Raw genomic sequence first — 20,013 nt, 5'->3', positions numbered from 1 at the left:
GCATAAGCTGCTAATTTAAATTTAAAACGTTATTTTAAATTTAAAAATATTTACCCACAAGTCACCAGAGAATAAATTTGAATTTAAAATAAGAGCTGATTTAAAGTAAATCTATTGTGGATAAATACTATCTTATTCACATAAATAAATATGGATAACTTTGGAGTTATCCACACTATTGCTCAAGCTTTGAACTTATTTAGGAATGGGACTATTCACACATATTTTGATTTATTAATTACTTTATTTTTATAACTTTGTTAAGCGGTTGAAAATCTAGGATTTTAGAAATCGAAGTTCAATGATTTTCCATTCGTTTTCATAGCGCCATAATTCCTGAATACGATGTTTATCTTTAGCTAAACCAGTCACCACACAACATTCCGTCTGATTCGCATTATATTCGTAATCTTCATATTCTACTTCAGGCTTATGCGGTTTCCAGACCCCATTCTTGACCGCATGCGCAATTCTGTCATAACGGACATAACTGGTTTCTACACGGTTTTTCTGCTCAAACACCACCTTAAAGTCTTCATGCTCATACTGACGCAGAACCTCATAATGACCGGTATAGAATGCATTGGCCCAAATTTTACGAACTTCTTCAAGCTGGCTATCCATGGATAAACCTCTTTATTGCTATAGGCTGGCCCAGATCAGACAAATACTGCGAATAAAAAAATCACCAGATAGGGTGCCAGAATCACTGATCAGCTGCTGAATATACTAACCAGTTAAAATGACATTAGCATAAATTGATCACAAAAAAAGCACCCCGAAAGGTGCTTTTTTAAGTGTATTGTGTATCAGTTATGCATCGATATCTGCGTTTAGAGCATTCTCTTCAATGAAGGCACGGCGTGGTTCTACGTCGTCACCCATCAAGCAAGAGAACATACGATCTGCTTCAATCGCATCCTGTACCGTTACCTGTAGCATGTTACGGTTTTCTGGATCCATGGTGGTTTCCCACAGCTGATCCGCATTCATCTCACCCAGACCTTTATAACGCTGGATCATCATGCCGCGACGTGAGTCTTGCAGGATGTGCTGCCATACTTCATGGAAGCTATTCACCAGAATCTTGCGCTCACCTTTTTGTAGGTAAGCACCCTCTTCGAGTAACGTGAACCAGCTCTTCGAGTTCTTCAATAAACGTGCATATTCACTTGAACCCAACAGACCTGAATCAAGCAGATAAACATGTGGCAAGTTATGGATATAAATCGTGATACGTGGCAGATAAGTCACAGACTTGTTGCCTTCTGCATCTTCCTTCTCGAAAGTTTCAATACCCAGCTCAGGACGCAAGCTTGGTTGCTTGTCTTCGATGTGTTGACGCAACTGCATTGCCCAGTTTTCCACATAATCCAGATCATTTGCCTGATCCAGTTTAAATGCTTCAAGCGCCAACAGACCATCCAGCAATGTTGCAGGATAACGTAGCGTCAAACGATTCAAGCTTTTTTGCGAGGTCTGGTAATCTGCAATCACATTTGCCAGTGCATCACCACGAATAGCAGGTGCATCCGCACTGATGTGCAGTTCAAGTTCATCAATCGCATTCGAAATCAGGTAAGTTTCCAGCGCATCATTATCCTTAATGTACTGTTCCTGCTTACCTTTTTTCAGCTTGTACAGCGGTGGCTGTGCAATATAAATATGACCACGTTCAACCAGTTCCGGCATTTGACGGAAGAAGAAGGTCAACAGCAAGGTACGGATGTGCGAACCATCCACGTCAGCATCGGTCATGATGATGATTTTGTGATAACGCAACTTGTCCGGATTATATTCCTCACGACCAATACCACAGCCCAGTGCAGTAATCAGTGTCCCCACTTCAGCCGATGAAATCATACGGTCGAAACGTGCACGTTCCACGTTCAGGATTTTACCTTTCAGTGGCAAGATTGCCTGCATCTTACGGTTACGACCCTGTTTCGCAGAACCACCCGCCGAGTCACCCTCGACCAGGTACAGTTCAGACAATGCTGGATCTTTTTCCTGACAGTCTGCCAGTTTACCTGGAAGACCGGCAATGTCTAACGCACTCTTACGACGTGTCATTTCACGTGCTTTACGCGCTGCATCCCGGGCACGTGCGGCATCTATGATTTTACCCGCGATTGATTTCGCTGCTTGCGGATTCTCTAACAAGTACTCTGAGAATGACTTATTCATGGCCTGTTCGACCGCAGTTTTTACTTCGCTCGACACCAGCTTTTCTTTGGTCTGTGATGAGAATTTCGGATCCGGTACTTTCACCGATACAATCGCAGTCAAGCCTTCACGTGCATCATCACCAGATACTGCAACTTTTTCTTTTTTCAGAATATTTTCACTGTCCATATAGTTATTTAAACCACGGGTCAGTGCAGCACGGAAACCGGCTAAATGCGTACCACCATCCTTTTGCGGGATGTTGTTGGTAAAGCAGCGTACATTTTCCTGATAAGAATCATTCCATTGCAATGCCACTTCTACCCCGATCCCGTTCTCCGCCATCGTAGTAAAATGGAAGATATCATTCAGGTGAGTTTTGCCCTCATTGATATATTTTACAAATTCGGACAGACCACCTTCATAATCAAAGATGTGCTCGGCATTAATGCGTTCATCACGCAGTACGATACGCACACCGGCATTTAGGAATGACAATTCACGTAAACGGCGCGCCAGAATATCGACATTGAAAATGGTCTGACTAAAGGTTTCAGCACTTGGCCAGAAACGTACACGGGTACCGGTTCGGTCTGTATCACCAATGACTTTTAACGGGTACTGTGAATCGCCATGGCGGTATTCCTGCTGATGAATATGACCAGCACGATGAATGGTCAGTTCCAGTTTTTCTGACAGGGCATTTACAACCGAAACACCTACCCCGTGCAGACCACCAGAGACCTTATAGCTGTTGTCATCAAACTTACCGCCGGCATGTAGAATAGTCAGAATTACTTCTGCTGCAGACACACCTTCTTCAGGATGAATATCAGTTGGAATACCACGGCCGTTATCTGATACTGACACCGATTCATCTTCATGAATAGTCACTAAAATTTCATCACAGTGACCTGCCAGTGCCTCGTCAATCGAGTTGTCGACCACCTCGAAAACCATGTGGTGTAAGCCTGTACCGTCGTCTGTATCACCAATGTACATGCCCGGACGCTTACGCACAGCGTCTAAACCACGTAATACCTTGATGCTAGAGGAATCATAAGCCTTTTCAATGGTTTGTTCTGGTTGAGAAGCAGCTTGATCTTCTGAACTCATGGTTTCTCCCTAGTGAAAAATAGGTCTATCCAAAGATGGGTAAAACTTTAAAATACTATTGCACAACAACCTGAACGATACCGTTTTCAACATTGAATAACTGATATGAGATAGACAAATCATGTAAATGCTTTTGTACTGATTCGTGGTCTAAAGTGGTAATAAAAACTTGACTACCAAGTTGGCTCAATCGCTCAATTAAACGTTGTTGGGCGGTTAAATCTAATTCTGCTGTCAGATCATCTAATAATACCACAGTTTCCTTATTACAAGAATGTAGCATTGCAATTTGAGACAGTTTTAACGCCATCAGCAGCAGCTTTTTCTGTCCACGAGACAGGATCACATCTGCATCTCCTAGAGGGGTCTTCAGACGCAAATCTGCGCGATGTGGGCCGTATTCTGTATAGCGTCTTTCAACGTCCCGCTCATGATGATTGGTCAGGTCATTGAGCAGGCCAGTTTCAGCATGAAAACCGGGACTATAATCCAGGCTAATCGTGAGATCTGGCAGCAAATGTTTCAGGTCTTCCTCAAAGAAAACTTTCCATTGCTCGACAATACCGATCCGTTGTGAATGCAGAATCTCACCATATTGACTGAGCATTTGGTTCCACGGCTCTAGCTCTGAAAGACTGAGGTAGCGCCTGGACTTTAGCAAGCTGTTGCGCTGTTTCAAGGCACGCGAATAATATTGCCAGGCATGATAGAATTTTGGTTCCACGTGGAACATTAACCAGTCCAATAACTGTCGGCGTGGCTTGGCACCATGATCGATAATATCGGTGCTTTGTGGATCAATCAGCTGCAAAGGTAGCAGCTTGGCCAGCTGCCCCTGAGTCGCCACCAGATCACCATTTACCTTGATCAACTGCTCACCACTGGCCATTTTCTGCATACCGATTTTTTCGGTATCAGACTGGGCAAACACGATCGCATCCGAAGCGCTGTGCTGAATGTAATTTTTAGGAATATGGGTACGAAAAGAACGCCCTGTGGCCAACAGGTGAATGGCTTCCAGAATAGAGGTCTTGCCTGAACCATTCTGGCCATAAAAAACGTTAAACGGCTGCAATCCCTGGAGTGCAACCGTTTTTAAGTTTCGTACACGCTCTATATGCAAACGCGTAATATGCATGATTAGCTTGTGCCTGGATGCTGCCGCTTAAACGCGCATCGGCATGACCACATAAGTTTGATCAGTATGTGCAGGATCCTGAACCAACACCGACTGGTTTGCTTCGGTCATGCTCATGGAGACATCATCACCGTCCAGCACACCCAAGACTTCTAGCAAATATTGCGCATTGAAAGACATTTCCATTGGTGCATCCGCATACTGAATGGCCAGATCTTCAATCGCTTCATCCTGCTCCGGGTTATTGGCACGCAGTTGCAGTGAATCCGCATTAAAGTTCAGGAATACACCACGAAGTTTCTCATTACTCAAAATCGCAACACGTTGCAGAGATTGCTTGAATACGTCATGTGCGATGATCACGTGCTTGTCACCACCACGTGGAATCACACGGCGATAGTCAGGGAATTTACCATCAATCAATTTGGTGGTGAAACGTACTGTAGTATCCCCCTGCTCCTTATCACGGTTTGCAACAGTGATAGTTATATTTAGCAATTCACGACCAATCAGCAATGATAACTGATCATCTTCAACACTAAGTAAACGCTGTAATTCACCTACTGCCTTACGTGGCACAATCGCCTGAATTGGCTGAGCTGCAGTCGATTGCGCAGCTGTTTCACACAGCGCCAGACGGTGACCATCCGTAGTCACTGCACGCAATTGGTTAGCATCAATTTCCAGTAATGTACCGGTCAGGTAGAAACGTACATCCTGTACCGCCATCGCAAACGCAGTTTTTTCAAACAGGCGTTTTAGTTCACGCTGGGTCACAGTTACCTGGGTGCCCTGACTGTTTTCAGTCGACAGCAATGGATAGTCTTCAGCAGGCAAGGTACCGAGCACAAAACGGCTGTTTCCAGACTTTAAAATACAGCGCTGATCTTCAGTAATTTGCAGATCTACCAACGCAGCTGATGGCAAAGATTTACAGATATCAATCAGCTTACGTGCAGGAACCGTGGTTTCACCGGCTTGCAAACATGCACCTTCATTCAGAGGCATACTTGCTACCAGTTCTACCTCAAGATCTGAACCAGTCACCGTTAATACTTGAGCTGTCACTTGAATTTTCAGGTTAGACAGAATGTTTAGGGTATGGCGACGTTCAACCGCTCCTACGACATGTGATAGAACATTCAGTAAGCTCTCTTTCGCGATTTTTAAACGCACGGTACATTCCTCTGAAAACTGAAGATTAATATGGAAAAGTTAATTATTTAGCACTGTACTATGCGGCAAAAAAAGCCGCATAGCAAGCGCAGAATTTGAGCGTTTTGGCTTAGCTTTGCAGCAGGCGCTGCAGGTTTTTATAGTCCTCGTTGAAGATCGGATCTTCCTCACGCAGACTCAATACTTTTTCACAGGCGTGCATCACGGTACTGTGGTCACGACCACCAAATGCCATGCCAATTTCCGGGAAACTGTCTCCGGTCAATTCACGTGCCAGACCCATTGCAAGCTGACGCGGACGTGCATAAATACGGGTACGTTTCGGACCGACCAGTTCTTTCAGTGGAATACGGAAATATTCACTGACCACACGCTGAATATTTTCAGTACTGATGGTGCGGGCGCGAATCGCCAAAACATCTTTTAAGGATTCACGCACTACATCCAGATCAATCGGTGTGCCTTTAAAGCGGGAAATCGCCACCACTTTGTTTAGTGCACCTTCAAGCTCACGCACATTCGCAACCACTTGTTGTGCAATAAACAGTGCGCAGTTACGTGGCAGGTCAACTTCATTGCTTTCAGCTTTTTTAAGTAAAATTTCAATACGGGTTTCAATATCGGGCGGCTCAACCCCTACCGACAAGCCCCAGGAGAAACGTGAAACCAGACGAGGATCCAGCTCCGTCAGTTCTTTCGGATAACGATCCGAGGTCAGAATGATCTGTTTCGATTCGTCCAACAGTGCGTTAAAAGTATAGAAGAACTCAACCAGACTGGCCTCTTTACCCGCCAATAAATGAATATCATCGACCAGTAATAAATCCAGAGAACGACAGTTTTTCTTGAATTCTTCAACCTTGCCCTGCTGCAGCGAGCTGACAAAGTCCTGCACAAAGCTTTCTGCGGTCATATACATCACGCGGGCATTCGGCTTGGCTTGCAATAATGCATTCCCTACTGCCTGCATTAAGTGGGTTTTACCCAGACCGGTCGGGCCATACAAAAATAACGGGTTATGTTGAGATGCACCGAGCTGGGTCAAAACCTTACGGCAGGTTTCTGCGGCCATCTGATTCGAGCGGCCTTCCACAAATAGAGAAAAAGTGAATAAGGGATTTAGCTGACGCTTGCGGCTATTTTTAACTGATTCTTCTTTTTCTTTACGTGGGCGAGGCGCAGGCGTACTCACTGGCTGTGTTTCTAAAGCAGCCGTGGTGGTCGCTGGCTGTTCACTGGCAGATAAAATCGCACCAGGACGGGAATCCACCAGAATTTCGACTTTACGGATCCGGCCTTCAGATAACTGTTCCGCCAGAATCGAGATCAGCTCCAGATGATGTTCTTGAATGTAGCGCGTCCAGTAAGGGTTCGGTGCATAAAGACGAAGAGTATCGTCCAGTTCCTCTGCAACCAGTGGGCGTATCCACATTGTAAAGACATTTCCAGAGAGCTCTTGTCGCAAGCGATTTAAGCAGTCTGTCCAAAGCATGTGAATCCCCTATTCATTCCATTGTTTATTCAAAAGCCATTGCCGCACCTGAAAGCGGGTCGCCATTCTAACCAAGTTATCCACATCTGTCATGAAATATTCAGCATAAATCGTTCAAAAAAGCGCTTTTCATGCATAAATTTAAATTTAAAACCTGGTGTGGATAAGTTTATCCGCAAGCTGTGGATAAAATATAACATAAAGTTATCCACAAAGTATAAAAATTATAGAAACAGTTTTATCCACAATATAAGATTATGTTTATTAAAATCAAAAATGCATTTTCCACAGAAAAACAGTTCCCTAATAGTAATAAATTTAAATTTATAAATTTGAATTTATTTATAAGATCCAGACTTTCTGTGGATAACCAACACATGGTTTAAATTTAAATTCAAAACGAGAATCTAAATTTGAATTGTGTATAGTATTGTGGATAAATCTGTTGATATAGATGTTAATAACTAAAATATAATATTAAAACAATTGTTTATATTGTGGTTAACTATTTTATTCACTCTTTGACTACACAATTTGAAAAGTATCAGACAAGCCAATTCCTAGACTAATTTGAAAAGAAATATGCTTTTGCATTGACAGCTCAAGCAATGAGCACTAAAATCGCGGACCTTCATAGAAAGATCATTTTTGGAGTTTCGACATGAAACGTACATTCCAACCATCTGAATTAAAGCGTAAACGCGTTCATGGTTTCCGTGCTCGTATGGCTACTAAAGCTGGTCGTCAAGTTCTAGCTCGCCGTCGTGCAAAAGGTCGTCACAGCTTAACTGTTTAATCAGTTAGGCTTCGCCGACTTTGGGTGATATGACAACACTTTATGGTTTTGGCACAGAGTTACGATTACGCTGTGCTGCCGATTATAAAGGTGTCTTTGATGGTGCGCTTTTAAAAGTGCATCAACCCCATTTCTTATTTCTTGCAAAACCGTCCGAACTGCCAAATAGCCGTTTGGGTTTAGTTGTTGCCAAGAAAAAAGTGCGCCGTGCGCATGAACGAAATCGAGTAAAACGTCTTGCTCGCGAAAGTTTTCGCCTGCATCAACAGCAGCTCAGCGATCTGGATATTGTGGTGATGCCAAAAGCTGGTATTGATACAGTCCCGAATGCAGAATTGCACCAGCAACTACAATTTGCTTGGCAGAAACTCAACCGTCTTGCCAAAAAGCATATAAAAATAGCTCCCTCCCCACAAAAGTAGAGATGGCCAATGGTACGTTTACTGCATTGGTTGATCCGTTTCTATCAGATTGCGATTAGTCCTTTACTTGGACCACGCTGTCGTTATCTTCCAACATGTTCTCAATATTCCTTGGAAGCAGTCCATACACATGGAGCTGTGCGTGGTGTGTGGCTGGCTACTAAACGTATTTGCCGTTGTCATCCGTGGGGTGGCTCAGGATACGATCCTGTTCCTCCGAAAGCGATTCGTTTTATTTCATTTCAGCAAATAGATTCTCAAACGCTTCACGTTGCTGTACCCTTTCGTGATCGTTTATTGAACCAAAATCACTCTCACCACTTGGGGTAATACATATGCAACAATGGGCCAGGATTGCAATTCTCGGGGCTATGTTTGTTGTCGCATATTTGCTCATTTTGGCGTGGCAAAAAGATTATGGAAATGCGGAAGCTCAACCTCAGCAGGAAACTGCAGTTGTGTCGCAAGAAGTGTCAGCAGATTTGCCAAATGCTCAGACGGCTACCGCCGCTTCTGATGTGCCACAAGCAAATGTTCCAGCGCAGCAAGCCACGGATGCTACAGCACCTGTAAGTCAGCAGCTTATTTCAGTACAAACTGACCTTTATCATCTTTGGATTAATCCTAAAGGTGGTGATATTGTTCGTGTTGAATTACTCAATCATGACAAAAACAAAGACAGCGATGAACCTTTCGTCATGCTGGAAAGCGATGCGAAACGTACTTATGTCGCGCAGTCAGGTTTAATTGGTCTAAATGGACCGGACAGCAGCCGTAATGGCCGTCCAAGCTATGAGCTGGAAAAAACTGCTTATACCCTGGCAGATGCTAAGGCAGTCAAAAATAAAGATGGCGAGAATGTAAAAGTTCTGTCTGTGCCAATGGTATTCAAGACGGCAGATGGTGTAGAAATCATCAAAACCTTCAATTTTACTGAAGGTGAATATCCAGTTGTCGTGAACCACAAGGTTATCAACCGCAGTGGACAGGCTTGGCAAGGTCAAATGTTTGGCCAGATCAAGCGTGACAATTCTGAGGATCCAGGCAAATCTGATCAAGGTATCTTTACTTTAGGTACTTTCTTGGGTGGCGCTTGGGGTACCCCGGATGAGCATTACAACAAGTTGAAATTTGACAACTTTGTTGAAGAAAAACTCAGCACTGAAGCCAAAGGCGGCTGGGTTGCGATGGTGCAGCACTACTTTGTCAGTGCATGGGTACCAGGTAACCTGAAACTGACACAGGGCAATGGCGAGGCCTATACGGCGAAGCTGGAATCACGTAAGTCAACTGATAACATGAATATCATTGGCTTTACCTCTCCGACCTTCAATGTACCTGCCGGTACTGTGGCTGAAATTGATGCGACCTTCTATTCTGGTCCAAAAATCCAGTCAGAGCTCAAAGATCTGGCAACAGGTCTGAACCAGACTGTAGATTATGGCTGGTTATGGCCGATTGCCAAACTACTATTTGTTGGTCTGGAATTTTTCCATGGCCTGGTAGGTAACTGGGGCTGGGCGATCATTCTGTTGACTATTCTGGTAAAACTGATCCTGTGGCCATTGTCGTCGAAGAGTTACCGCTCTATGGCGAAAATGCGTGTGATTGCGCCAGAAATGCAGCGTATGAAAGAAGAGTTCGGTGAAGACCGTATGCGCTTCTCTCAAGAGATGATGGCACTGTACAAACGCGAGCAGGTAAATCCACTTGCCGGCTGTTTACCGCTCTTGCTGCAAATGCCAATCTTCCTGGCATTGTACTGGGTACTGATGGAATCTGTGGAACTGCGTCATGCACCATGGATGCTGTGGATTCAGGATTTATCTTCAATGGATCCTTGGTTCATCCTGCCATTGCTGATGGGTGCAACCATGTATATCCAGCAGTCGTTGAACCCACAACCGACTGATCCAATGCAGGCGAAAGTGTTCAAGATCATGCCAGTGATTTTTACAGTATTCTTACTGTTCTTCCCGGCTGGTCTGGTGCTGTACTGGATTGTCAACAACCTGATTACCATCCTGCAGCAAAGCTTGATCAACAAGTCTGTTGCCAAAGATCGTGCACAACGTGATGAGGCAAAGCCAGTCAACTAAGTTGAACTGACGGGCTGAATAAATCCGCTTAAGATGGTAATCTTAGGCGGATTTTTTTTGGCTGTACTTTTTGTTCTTCTGCAGGTGAATTTTATGCTCAACCCAACCACTACGATTGCTGCGATTGCGACACCACCGGGACGTGGCGGCGTTGGGGTGATTCGTCTGTCTGGTCCAAAATCTTATGAGATTGCTCAGGCCCTGACTCGCAAAGACCTGCCAAAAGCCCGATTTGCCGGTTTTCGCCAGTTTTATGATGCGGCAGGTGAAGTCATGGATGAAGGTTTAGCGATCTGCTTCCCGAATCCAAATTCTTTCACGGGCGAAGATGTGGTTGAACTGCAAGGCCATGGCGGTCCGGTCATCCAGAATGCTCTGCTGGCACGTTTGTTGGAACTTGGGGCAACAGCAGCCAAAGCAGGTGAATTCTCCATGCGTGCCTTTGAAAATGGCAAGCTGGATCTGGTCCAGGCTGAAGCCATTGCTGACCTGATTGATGCGACATCGCAAGCGGCTGCACGTTCGGCAGTACGTTCTCTGCAAGGCGCATTTTCGACCAAGGTGAATGCCGTACTTGAGCAGCTGATTCATTTGCGTCTGCATGTAGAAGCGGCAATTGATTTCCCGGAAGAAGAAATCGACTTTCTGGCAGATGGCAAGATTTTAAATCTGCTGGATGGCGTATCCAATGCAGTCACTCAAGTCCAGCAATCCGCACGTCAAGGTCAGTTGTTACGTGAAGGTTTGCAGGTGGTCATTGCCGGTAAACCCAATGCCGGTAAATCGTCCTTATTGAATGCTTTGGCCGGGATTGAACGCGCCATTGTGACCGATATTGCGGGTACGACACGTGACGTTTTGCATGAGAAAATTACCTTAAATGGTTTGCCAATTACCCTGACTGATACTGCCGGTCTGCGTGAAACGGGTGATATCGTGGAAAAAGAAGGGATTCGTCGTGCAATCAAGGAAATTGAACAGGCAGATCTGCTGTTGCTAGTCTATGACCTGAGTCAGGGTGATGATCCATTACAACTGGCACAGGAATATTTTGCTGAACATATTGAACCGAAACGCCTGATGCTGATTGGTAATAAAGCAGATTTGACCGGTGCCGAAGCTATCATCGATGATTTTCAGGGTTTCCGTCATATCACTGTCTCAGCCAAGCAGGAAACCGGTGTACAAGCGCTCATAGAGGCGATTACAGCGCATGCAGGCTTCCAGCCTGAAGAAGATACCTTTATTGCCCGTACTCGTCATTTAGACGCAATCAAGCGTACCCAGGTGTATCTGGCTGAAGCTCGTGAACAACTGGTAGTATATAACGCAGGTGAGTTAGTGGCAGAATCCTTGCGTCTGGCACAGAATGCTCTAGGTGAGATCACCGGTGACTTTAGTGCGGATGACCTGTTGGGCAAGATCTTTGGGTCGTTCTGTATTGGAAAGTAATTTCAATTTAGGTCTAAATTCCAATAAGTTCCAATAGATTCCTATATAAATTAAATAGCATTAAGTTTTAGTAACTTAGTGCTTTTTTATTGTCTTTTTATTGTTCCAATATGTTCTATAAAGACATCTGGTGCTATGATTTTTTTAGTCACAGTATAGCCACGTGGCTTTTTATCCTAAATTTTAGACATTGGTGACTAGGTATGGCCAAAGTAAGTAAGCCAACTTTCTCTACTGATAGAGAGATTCAAAACCTGAAACCTCAGGACAAGCGATATTCAGTTAAAGACAAACTGAATAATGGATTATCTATTGAGATACTTGAGTCAGGTGTTAAGTCGTGGCATTACCGTTATTCACTTGCAGGTAAGCAAGAACGCCTTGTTATTGGTCGTTATCCTGACTTGTCATTAAAGGATGCTAGGCAGATTCGAGATGAATCCGCGTCATTGGTGGCTAAAGGTATTTCACCTAAAAAAGACAAGGTAAAGCCCCAAGGCATTTTATTTAAGGACTACGGCGAACGCTATTTGAATGAAGTAATAAAAAAAGAACGTAAAAATCCATACAACATGATTCTATGTTTGAATAATGACATTTACCCGACTATGGGTAGTATTCCACTAGATCAAGTCAGTATCGATGATATTCGCCGTACAATATGGCGTAAAAAAGATCAGGGATATGATGCAGCAGCTAACCAGGTCAGAGGCCTGTTAAAGCGCATGTTTGATTATGCAATGACTTTAGGCCTTGTGCCGTATAACCCTGTTTTGGCTATCCCATCACGACACGTACACAAGGCTAAGCCTAGAGATAGATATTTAAGCACAAATGAGATTCGTATCTATTACACCACCTTACTAAATTCAAGAATCTACCGACCTAGAAAGCTGGGCCTTTTGTTGTCATTGCTGACATTAGTTAGAAAATCAGAGCTATTGAGGGCCAAATGGGAGCATATCGATTTTCATAGTCGAATATGGCTTATTCCTGAAACGAAGGCAGACAGCGCAACTGGTCATAGTCGTGAAATGGTTGTTTATATGTCGGATCAGGTTATAGAAATATTTAAGGAACTCAAAGTGATTGCAGGCAATGAGCCTTTTGTTTTTGTAGGGAGAAAGCCTGGTACCCACATAAGTCATAATGCTTTTAATACGGCGCAAAAGGCAGCACTGGCATTAACGGACTTGCCACCGTTCACAGTCCACGACTTGAGAAGAACTGCAAGCACACACTTGAATGAACAAGGCTTTCATAGTGACGCAATAGAGGCATGTTTAAACCACGCAATGCGAGGCATTCGAGGCGTATACAACAAAGCAAAGTATGAAAAAGAGCGTAAAGAGTTGATGCAAAAGTGGAGTAATCATATTTTTAGTCTAATTTATAAACCTAATTTGATCTTTTTTAACGAGTCCAGTAGCAATAAGGTCGGTTAATTTGAATTTAATTTCTATTACTTAAGTAACTTCAAAATAGTTAAAAAATTATGATTATTATGAAAAATTCCGACTCTATAGAATTTTAAATTAAAAAGTGTATCGAAAATTATACACTTTTGCCATAAAGGATATTGTATTTAAGTAAAACTCTTCTAAAGTGACATTAATGAGTTTTAATGCATTCACTAGGAACTCTTAAAGTCTAATATGTCTTTAGATTTGATAAAGAAAAAAGACCAAGTACGCCAATACCTGATCTTTTCTTAAACAGTGGCATGAAGTGACGCCAATCACAAAATGCCTAACATTTTTAACCCCGCCCTGAAAGGCACAAACTAGGAAAACTAGAATGTAAACAGAGTCAAAAAAAGTTATATGCAAAGTCTAATATGTTTATTAAATTATGCAATATCACAGAATAAGCATAGCATTTTATTCTTTAAAGAATAATACCATACGGTGATTTTTCGTTTTTAGGATATAAAAATATGTAAAAACATGTGTTTATAACATTTTAATGCTGTTTTTTGTAGTATCTAAATTTGTGTCTAGGCATCTACCTTTTATTAAGGAATGTTTAGATGATTTTATCTAAAGAACAAAAAAACCAAAATATCCGCCTGATCCGCCGTAAAGAAGTACAGGCCAAAACTGGCTTAGGTGCATCGTCAATTTACGCAATGATGCAACAAGGCACATTTCCAAAATCGGTCAATATTTCCGAGCGCCGTGTAGCGTGGATTGAATCTGATATTGACCAGTGGATTAGTGAGCGCATAGCCACTCACAAAGCAGCCATTGCAACGATGGAGGCTTAAATCATGCAAAACCATCAAACCCAAGTTTTAAATTATTTAAAAAGTGGTAAGACATTGAGTCAAATTGAAGCTATTGCATACTTTAATTGCTACCGTTTGAGTGCTGTTATTAAGTGTTTACGCAATATTGGTTATGACATCGTGACTCATAGAGAACTTAATTTAAATAGCAAAGGCACACATGCTCGATATGTACTGAGAGAGGTGCAGGCATGAATCTGCCTATTAGTAAAATTCATCAAGTTACGCGCAAGCGCATTCAATCTATAGATTTTGCCCATAAGCAAAGTTTGGCCCAGCGTATTTATTCAATAATTAAAAAGGTGCGTAGGTAATCATGGCCAACCAAATTCAAAATGACTATCTGTCACCGTCAAATGCTAGCATTTTTTTTATTGCTTACCCTGAAGAAAATCATTTGAACGCTCAAGATGTTGCATTTGAGTTGGTATCTGGTAGCAAGAATATTTCTATTGCTACTTTCCAATACTTTAAAAATGATGATGACTTAATTAGTGACGAAAAAATTATTGAACTTCAAACACAACTAGAAATGATTGAGCAAGTTCTGCCTTTAGTTTTTGAAAGTGGAGAGGATTAATTGTGTTTGATCAAATTCAAACTATCCAAAGTTTACAGGTTGGTTCGGAAGCAAATGAAAAAGGCGATGACATATGAATAGCACCGCCCTTATCAAACCCGATAGCATCTTAGCAGGTTGTACGATGTTAAATCCATCGGATGACGCATATATTAATCATCCTATTATTCAGCGTTTTGGCAGTCCGCTACAGCCGATTTATGTTGATCAGTCCAATGTAGATATTAACGGCATGAGCTATACCGATCCTTTGATTCTACCTATCTATGATGGTCAATTAAATCTTGTTCAGTGTGCAGTACTACAGGACAAACAACAGATTCAAGTTATTCCCGATGGATTAGCCAAAGGTTTTGCTTTGTATGGTCATTTTGACCATGCAGAGCCTATCATCATCACCTATAACCTAGAGATATTCTTTAAGATTGCCCAAACCGGTTATGCCGTTGCTTTAGTGGGACTTCCTACTCTATGCAATAAACATCAAACAGCACTCAAGCCATTTGATTTTGAACAAATCCAATTTGTGATTAATCAGTTATCGAAGGCAGGTTATAAACAGCTTTATATACCTATCAGACCTGAGCATATACAGCTTGAGCCATTCAAGGCATTGGAGCAAAACACGGCCGTAAGATTGCTGAATCAGTATTTAAAAGTTGGTGTAAGTGAGTTTTTTTATCAGCTTACTAAAGATGAGGACACAGCCGAAATACTGGCATTTCTTGATGAAGCTATAGAGGCTTTAGTGTTCAAAAGCATTTTACCTAAAGGTCATTTAGCCAAGCCGTTCAAGATGGATGACAATTCATTTTTGCACATTATGGAGAATGGCTTATATCTCATCAAAGAAAAAAGGGACGATGACGGCGAAGTTAAGCAGACATGTACCTTTATTTCTCATTCTACAATCATTTTGGGTGAAGCACGAAGCCAGAATAATGACAACTGGAAGCGCGTTATTCAGTTCCACGATAAGGACAATACCTTACACCGCCTACTTATTCCTTATGAGCATTTCATGGGTGAAGCACAGGAAGCATTAAAGATTATTGCCAATCATGGGTTAATGCCACCGCGCCAAGCATACAAGAAAAATGTATTTATTAACTACATTCAGGATTACCCGATAGAGCAGCGTTTTAGGTGTGTAGATCGGGCCGGATGGCATGGCTACTGTTTTGCTACAGCCAATAAAACCTATGGCAACAGTGAAGATGAGGAACTGTTATTTCACACTGACAGCAAAAGCCCTTATACCGTTTCGGGGAGCTTTGAAGGATGGCAGGAACTAAGCCGACTCATTGAGCCACACTCATTGGCAGTATTGGCGTTCTCATGCGCATTTTCTGGTCAGCTTGTAACGCCGTTAGCTATTGAAAGCGGTGGATTCCATATATACGGCACATCAACAGACGGCAAAAGTACCATCACCAAGGCATCGTGTAGCGTATGGGGCAACCCTAAGCATATATCTAAGTCATGGAGGACTACGGATAACGCTTTAGAAAATGAAGCCGAATTGAGAAATGACAGCTTTTTAAACCTTGATGAATTGCGACAGGCTACCCCTAAAGCCGTGTCAGATATTGTCTATATGCTTACAGGTGGACAAGGCAAGGCCCGAAGCACCAAAGCAGGCAAGAACAAAGATACTAAACAGTTCGGACTGATGTACACATCCACAGGCGAAATTACACTGGAAGACCATTTACGCCGTGGCAATATTGAACTTGATGCAGGCTTATTACTTCGCTTTGCTCACTTGTCCAGTGATGCAGGCAAGGGCTACGGTGTATTTGAGTGCATCAACTATGGCAGCAATTCAAGTGATGTGGGCAATCGAGTTAATGAGTTGGCATCAAAACATTACGGACATGCTGGCATCAAATGGCTTGAGTATCTGACCAGCGATAAAGATGCAGTAATGCAGCAGGCCCAGAAATTATTAGAAAGCTTTGTTGAGCAACATACCCAGACAAAGAACGGACAGGCTAACCGTGTTTTACGCCGTTTTGCATTGGTGGCGGTGGCAGGAGAGATGGCAACACTGGCAGGCATTACAGGATGGCAGCAAGGACGCGCATTCGAGGCTGTAGCGCAATGTTTTAATACTTGGCTGGGTAGTCTAGGCAGTGGCGAGAACATGGAGGAAACAAAGATTTTGGAGCATATCAAAGCATTCTTTGAATCCAACGGAACGAGCCGTTTTGAGGACTTGACTGTAATCAGACAGGCAGACGGTGAAGTAATCCGCCCACGTGTTCATAACCGCGTTGGCTACTACGATCCAGAAGGCAAGCACTACCTTGTATCCCCGACCATGTTTAAAAAGGAAATGTGTATAGGCATGAATGAAGCGAATGTCAAAAAGGTATTGATTAAACATGGCTGGATTAAAGAGTTTATTGAGGGAGACAAGAAACTATATGTGAAGAAGTCCAGCAATACCCTACCTGATGGCACACGGCCCAGAATGATGCACTTTAGCATTGAGGCTATGCAGCACTTGAATAGCGAAATCTAAAAATAGATTTTATAAGGTGGACGAAGTGGACATGGTGGACATAGAAATAATTTTTATAGTTAATACATTGTTATATATAGATATTATTATGTCTGTTTTATATGAATATGTATATTTTAATAGGTGGACATAAGGTGGACATGATTTAGAGTTAATATACCTTGTCCACCAACTATAATTTTTATGTCCACTTTTTTTATATACTGTCTTTGATATTGGTGGACAGTATTAATTATTTAAAATCATATATATATGTCTATGTCCACCTCGTCCACCATGTCTACCTAAAAAGATACATATATAAACCAACAAGATAATAAAAAGAACGAAGCCGAACGTAAAAAAGCGATCGTAATGGAAATGCGTTTACCGGCTTTAAGAATCATCTCAGCCATGTTTCTGCGCTTGATTCGGGATGTGATAAGTAAATTTTTGATAGCACTTTTTTCAACTTCGACATACTGTTCAAAACGGTTGAAATCAATAGCTTTAAATTCATAATTTCCGCTGTTAAAAAATTCATCATATTGATATTATTAATATTTTTTTAATAAATTTTCTTTTTTTGAATTATTATTACTGTAACTTTCACTTATTTGAATGACACAGCAAACGAATTTTTTTAACTCAGTGTCATTTTCTAAAACTAAAAAATCTGAGCGTACCCAGTCCTCGGCTATTTGCATTATCTAACAATGCATTGACTTAGTTTTGATGATTTTTTATACTGTTTTCAAGCTGGCAACCAGCGTTGCGGGTAAGTTTAGCAAGTTCATCTTGTGATGCTCCCGACTTTGGAAGCGTTGCTACATGAAGCCCGTCTAATAGCGGGCTTTTTGTATTTTTAATACTTGGTCCAGTACTTTCATAAAAGATGTTAAATCGTCTAGTTTTTATAAATCTTCTTTCGTAATTTTCTTCATAAAAATTTAATACTTAGAAATGTATGTTTAGACTATTTTTCGCCATACTTGTGAGACCCTAAAACGATTTTTGATATTATGTTTTGATATTTTTAATCTCTGTCATCAAGTCCAAAAATCTTTTCGTTAAATTAGAAATAGATTTTTAAGGCATTAATTTTATGAAAATGAGACTTAATTTTCTTATATAGTTTTTGACACTAGGACTGAATTTATTTAATACAGTGTCACTTTCTTCAGTGAATAAAATAGATAATACTATTTCTAATGATTTCAATAAAAAAGGCGACAACTCAAAGTTATCGCCTAGTGCTACTAATTACAAACCAAGTGCTCATGCAGTAGCGGCAATGGTGGCTAGTAGCCAACCCTACGTGCTGCATCACAGTTTAAGTATTAATCAATCTGATGCGGATGGTCAAACTATTTTTTTATTAAGTCCCTCTCAAAGTAAAATTTTTGTATTTTTTAATGAAGCTACGGCGTGAGGATAGATAAAAGAGTATTTAATTTCTATAGAATTACTAATTATTACTTACTTTATTTTATTGGTATAACATATTGATAAATAATAAATATGTTATATCATCTATAGTGGTTATGTCTGATAAAATATGCCTGAGCTTAGTAAAAATCATATAGATGAGAGCAGAATAAAATATATGTAGTTCACTAATTAATAAATATACATATAATCGGATTAACTCATATTTGTGTGAATCAGATGTGCAAAATAAAGGATTAGAAAATCAAATTGTAGAGGTAACACTTCAAGTTAAAGATGCTGTCATGGAAGCAGGATTTAGCTTAACCTCTCACATGGATTACCCACTCACCATTGTGGATTATTATCACCTTAAAAGCCCTCAAAGACGATTTGACTTGCTTTCAAGCAGTGTGTTCTTTATAGGTTTTGGATTGCTTCTTACAAGTGTGGGAAGGTTTATAGCTCAACAACTTGGTTACGCAACAAAGTTAGAACCATATGAGGTAGTTACAGGTTTTGTTGCAATAGGTATTGCATGTATTTGTTATTTTATTGGTCTTTATATAGTTCCAAATCCTAAAAAAGAACTCCTAAAGCGTATAGATGAGCATTTCACAAGTAACCCTCCATCACGATCAACTATTAAGGCGAAGGATAAGTAATGTATAGTCTTCATAATCTCCCAGCAGACTACCAAGCATTCCAAACGCTTAATTTATGTAGTAATAAGGTTTTAGGTGGTGGTTTTCCATTCTCTTTAGGTAGTGAATTACCACTACTAGTCGGAAATGGTCCAGGTCCTGTAATTTGGCTCCAGGCTGTGCAAAACTCATCAACGAAAGAGTTGTTATTGTTGGTTGATAGAAATGTTCCAACTGTAAAAGGCGTTGAGGTTACTAAACCTGAAGAAGGGGTAATTGAGATTTTTATTGGAACTACAAAAATTTTGAGAATTAAAAAGACAGGGAGTGATTCTGCTATTATTTCTAAATTGGATCTAAGACCAATTGGCTTAAATATTACTGGAAATCAAGAAAACCTTAGTATTGGTGGATCGAGTTTTTCAGGTAATACTTTTCAGGGGGCTCAGGTTGTAATAGGCTTAGGTTGAAAAATAAATAAAAATGAGACCCACTTCGGTGGGTTTTTTAATACTAAGTCTAACTGATAAGAACTCCATATTTTATAAAAGGGTCATGTCCTGAAGTTTTTTACGACACAGTATAAATTAAAGAACTAAAACTCAAAGAGACTTTATTAAGTGAGGTAGAACCGCTTTATTTTATTAGCAGAAACTACCAAAAAAACTTATTTTGATTATTTTTTGTGATATTTGTATATAAAACAATATT

Annotated in this window: 18 protein-coding genes; 13 read left to right on the top strand and 5 right to left on the bottom strand. The window is 41.2% G+C overall.

Features of this window, described 5'->3' with window-relative positions; all coding sequences use genetic code 11:
• Positions 1-276: 276 nt before the first annotated feature.
• From C3420_RS13905 to dnaA, 5 genes are all read right to left on the bottom strand, one after another.
• Positions 277-624, bottom strand: a complete 348-nt coding sequence (locus tag C3420_RS13905; RefSeq protein WP_048880939.1) for a hypothetical protein — start codon at positions 622-624, stop codon at positions 277-279.
• Positions 625-813: 189 nt separating this feature from the next.
• Positions 814-3,282 carry a DNA topoisomerase (ATP-hydrolyzing) subunit B gene (gene gyrB, locus C3420_RS13900; RefSeq protein WP_048880940.1) on the bottom strand — a complete coding sequence of 823 codons (2,469 nt, stop codon included), beginning with the start codon at positions 3,280-3,282 and terminating at the stop codon, positions 814-816.
• A 55-nt stretch (positions 3,283-3,337) separates the two neighbouring features.
• On the bottom strand, positions 3,338-4,420 hold the full coding sequence (gene recF, locus C3420_RS13895; RefSeq protein WP_048880941.1) for a DNA replication/repair protein RecF: 1,083 nt from the start codon (positions 4,418-4,420) through the stop codon (positions 3,338-3,340).
• 27 nt (positions 4,421-4,447) lie between these two features.
• Positions 4,448-5,596 (bottom strand): DNA polymerase III subunit beta, encoded by a 1,149-nt coding sequence (gene dnaN, locus C3420_RS13890; RefSeq protein ID WP_048880942.1) that lies wholly within the window; start codon positions 5,594-5,596, stop codon positions 4,448-4,450.
• 109 nt (positions 5,597-5,705) lie between these two features.
• Complete coding sequence (gene dnaA, locus C3420_RS13885) at positions 5,706-7,088, bottom strand: chromosomal replication initiator protein DnaA (RefSeq protein WP_004897458.1); 1,383 nt, start codon at positions 7,086-7,088, stop codon at positions 5,706-5,708.
• Positions 7,089-7,749: 661 nt separating this feature from the next.
• Between dnaA and rpmH the strand changes: the two genes are divergently transcribed.
• The 13 genes from rpmH (at position 7,750) to C3420_RS13820 (ending at position 19,772) form a co-directional block, all read left to right on the top strand.
• Positions 7,750-7,884: a 50S ribosomal protein L34 gene (gene rpmH / locus C3420_RS13880; RefSeq protein ID WP_000831329.1), complete on the top strand. Its 135-nt coding sequence runs from the start codon at positions 7,750-7,752 to the stop codon at positions 7,882-7,884.
• 29 nt (positions 7,885-7,913) lie between these two features.
• The gene (gene rnpA / locus C3420_RS13875) at positions 7,914-8,306 is read left to right on the top strand and encodes a ribonuclease P protein component (RefSeq protein ID WP_004814013.1); all 393 of its coding nucleotides are present in this window, start codon (positions 7,914-7,916) and stop codon (positions 8,304-8,306) included.
• A gap of 9 nt (positions 8,307-8,315) precedes the next feature.
• Positions 8,316-8,636, top strand: coding sequence for a membrane protein insertion efficiency factor YidD (gene yidD, locus C3420_RS13870; RefSeq protein ID WP_004814012.1), 321 nt, complete (start codon positions 8,316-8,318; stop codon positions 8,634-8,636).
• 5 nt (positions 8,637-8,641) lie between these two features.
• Entirely contained in the window at positions 8,642-10,405 is a 1,764-nt protein-coding gene (yidC, locus tag C3420_RS13865; protein ID WP_048880943.1) for a membrane protein insertase YidC, read from the top strand.
• A gap of 93 nt (positions 10,406-10,498) precedes the next feature.
• Positions 10,499-11,857 (top strand): tRNA uridine-5-carboxymethylaminomethyl(34) synthesis GTPase MnmE, encoded by a 1,359-nt coding sequence (gene mnmE / locus C3420_RS13860; RefSeq protein ID WP_048880956.1) that lies wholly within the window; start codon positions 10,499-10,501, stop codon positions 11,855-11,857.
• Positions 11,858-12,060: 203 nt separating this feature from the next.
• Positions 12,061-13,302 carry a tyrosine-type recombinase/integrase gene (locus C3420_RS13855; protein WP_103800915.1) on the top strand — a complete coding sequence of 414 codons (1,242 nt, stop codon included), beginning with the start codon at positions 12,061-12,063 and terminating at the stop codon, positions 13,300-13,302.
• A gap of 584 nt (positions 13,303-13,886) precedes the next feature.
• Complete coding sequence (locus tag C3420_RS13850; protein ID WP_103801049.1) at positions 13,887-14,123, top strand: helix-turn-helix transcriptional regulator; 237 nt, start codon at positions 13,887-13,889, stop codon at positions 14,121-14,123.
• 3 nt (positions 14,124-14,126) lie between these two features.
• Complete coding sequence (locus tag C3420_RS13845; protein WP_103801050.1) at positions 14,127-14,339, top strand: helix-turn-helix domain-containing protein; 213 nt, start codon at positions 14,127-14,129, stop codon at positions 14,337-14,339.
• Positions 14,340-14,460: 121 nt separating this feature from the next.
• Positions 14,461-14,724 (top strand): hypothetical protein, encoded by a 264-nt coding sequence (locus C3420_RS13840; RefSeq protein WP_103801051.1) that lies wholly within the window; start codon positions 14,461-14,463, stop codon positions 14,722-14,724.
• A 73-nt stretch (positions 14,725-14,797) separates the two neighbouring features.
• Positions 14,798-17,251, top strand: a complete 2,454-nt coding sequence (locus C3420_RS13835) for a DUF927 domain-containing protein (RefSeq protein ID WP_103801052.1) — start codon at positions 14,798-14,800, stop codon at positions 17,249-17,251.
• Between the two features lie 1,147 nt (positions 17,252-18,398).
• Positions 18,399-18,662, top strand: a complete 264-nt coding sequence (locus C3420_RS13830; RefSeq protein ID WP_171294481.1) for a hypothetical protein — start codon at positions 18,399-18,401, stop codon at positions 18,660-18,662.
• Positions 18,663-18,900: 238 nt separating this feature from the next.
• On the top strand, positions 18,901-19,323 hold the full coding sequence (locus C3420_RS13825) for a hypothetical protein (RefSeq protein WP_103857240.1): 423 nt from the start codon (positions 18,901-18,903) through the stop codon (positions 19,321-19,323).
• Entirely contained in the window at positions 19,323-19,772 is a 450-nt protein-coding gene (locus tag C3420_RS13820; RefSeq protein ID WP_103801096.1) for a hypothetical protein, read from the top strand. Before C3420_RS13825 ends, C3420_RS13820 begins: the two co-directional genes overlap by 1 nt.
• Positions 19,773-20,013: the final 241 nt, after the last annotated feature.

It is taken from the genome of Acinetobacter sp. ACNIH3, from assembly GCF_002918965.1.
GTDB classification, from domain to species: Bacteria; Pseudomonadota; Gammaproteobacteria; order Pseudomonadales; family Moraxellaceae; genus Acinetobacter; species Acinetobacter schindleri.
This window is presented reverse-complemented; position numbering and strand designations above follow the sequence as displayed.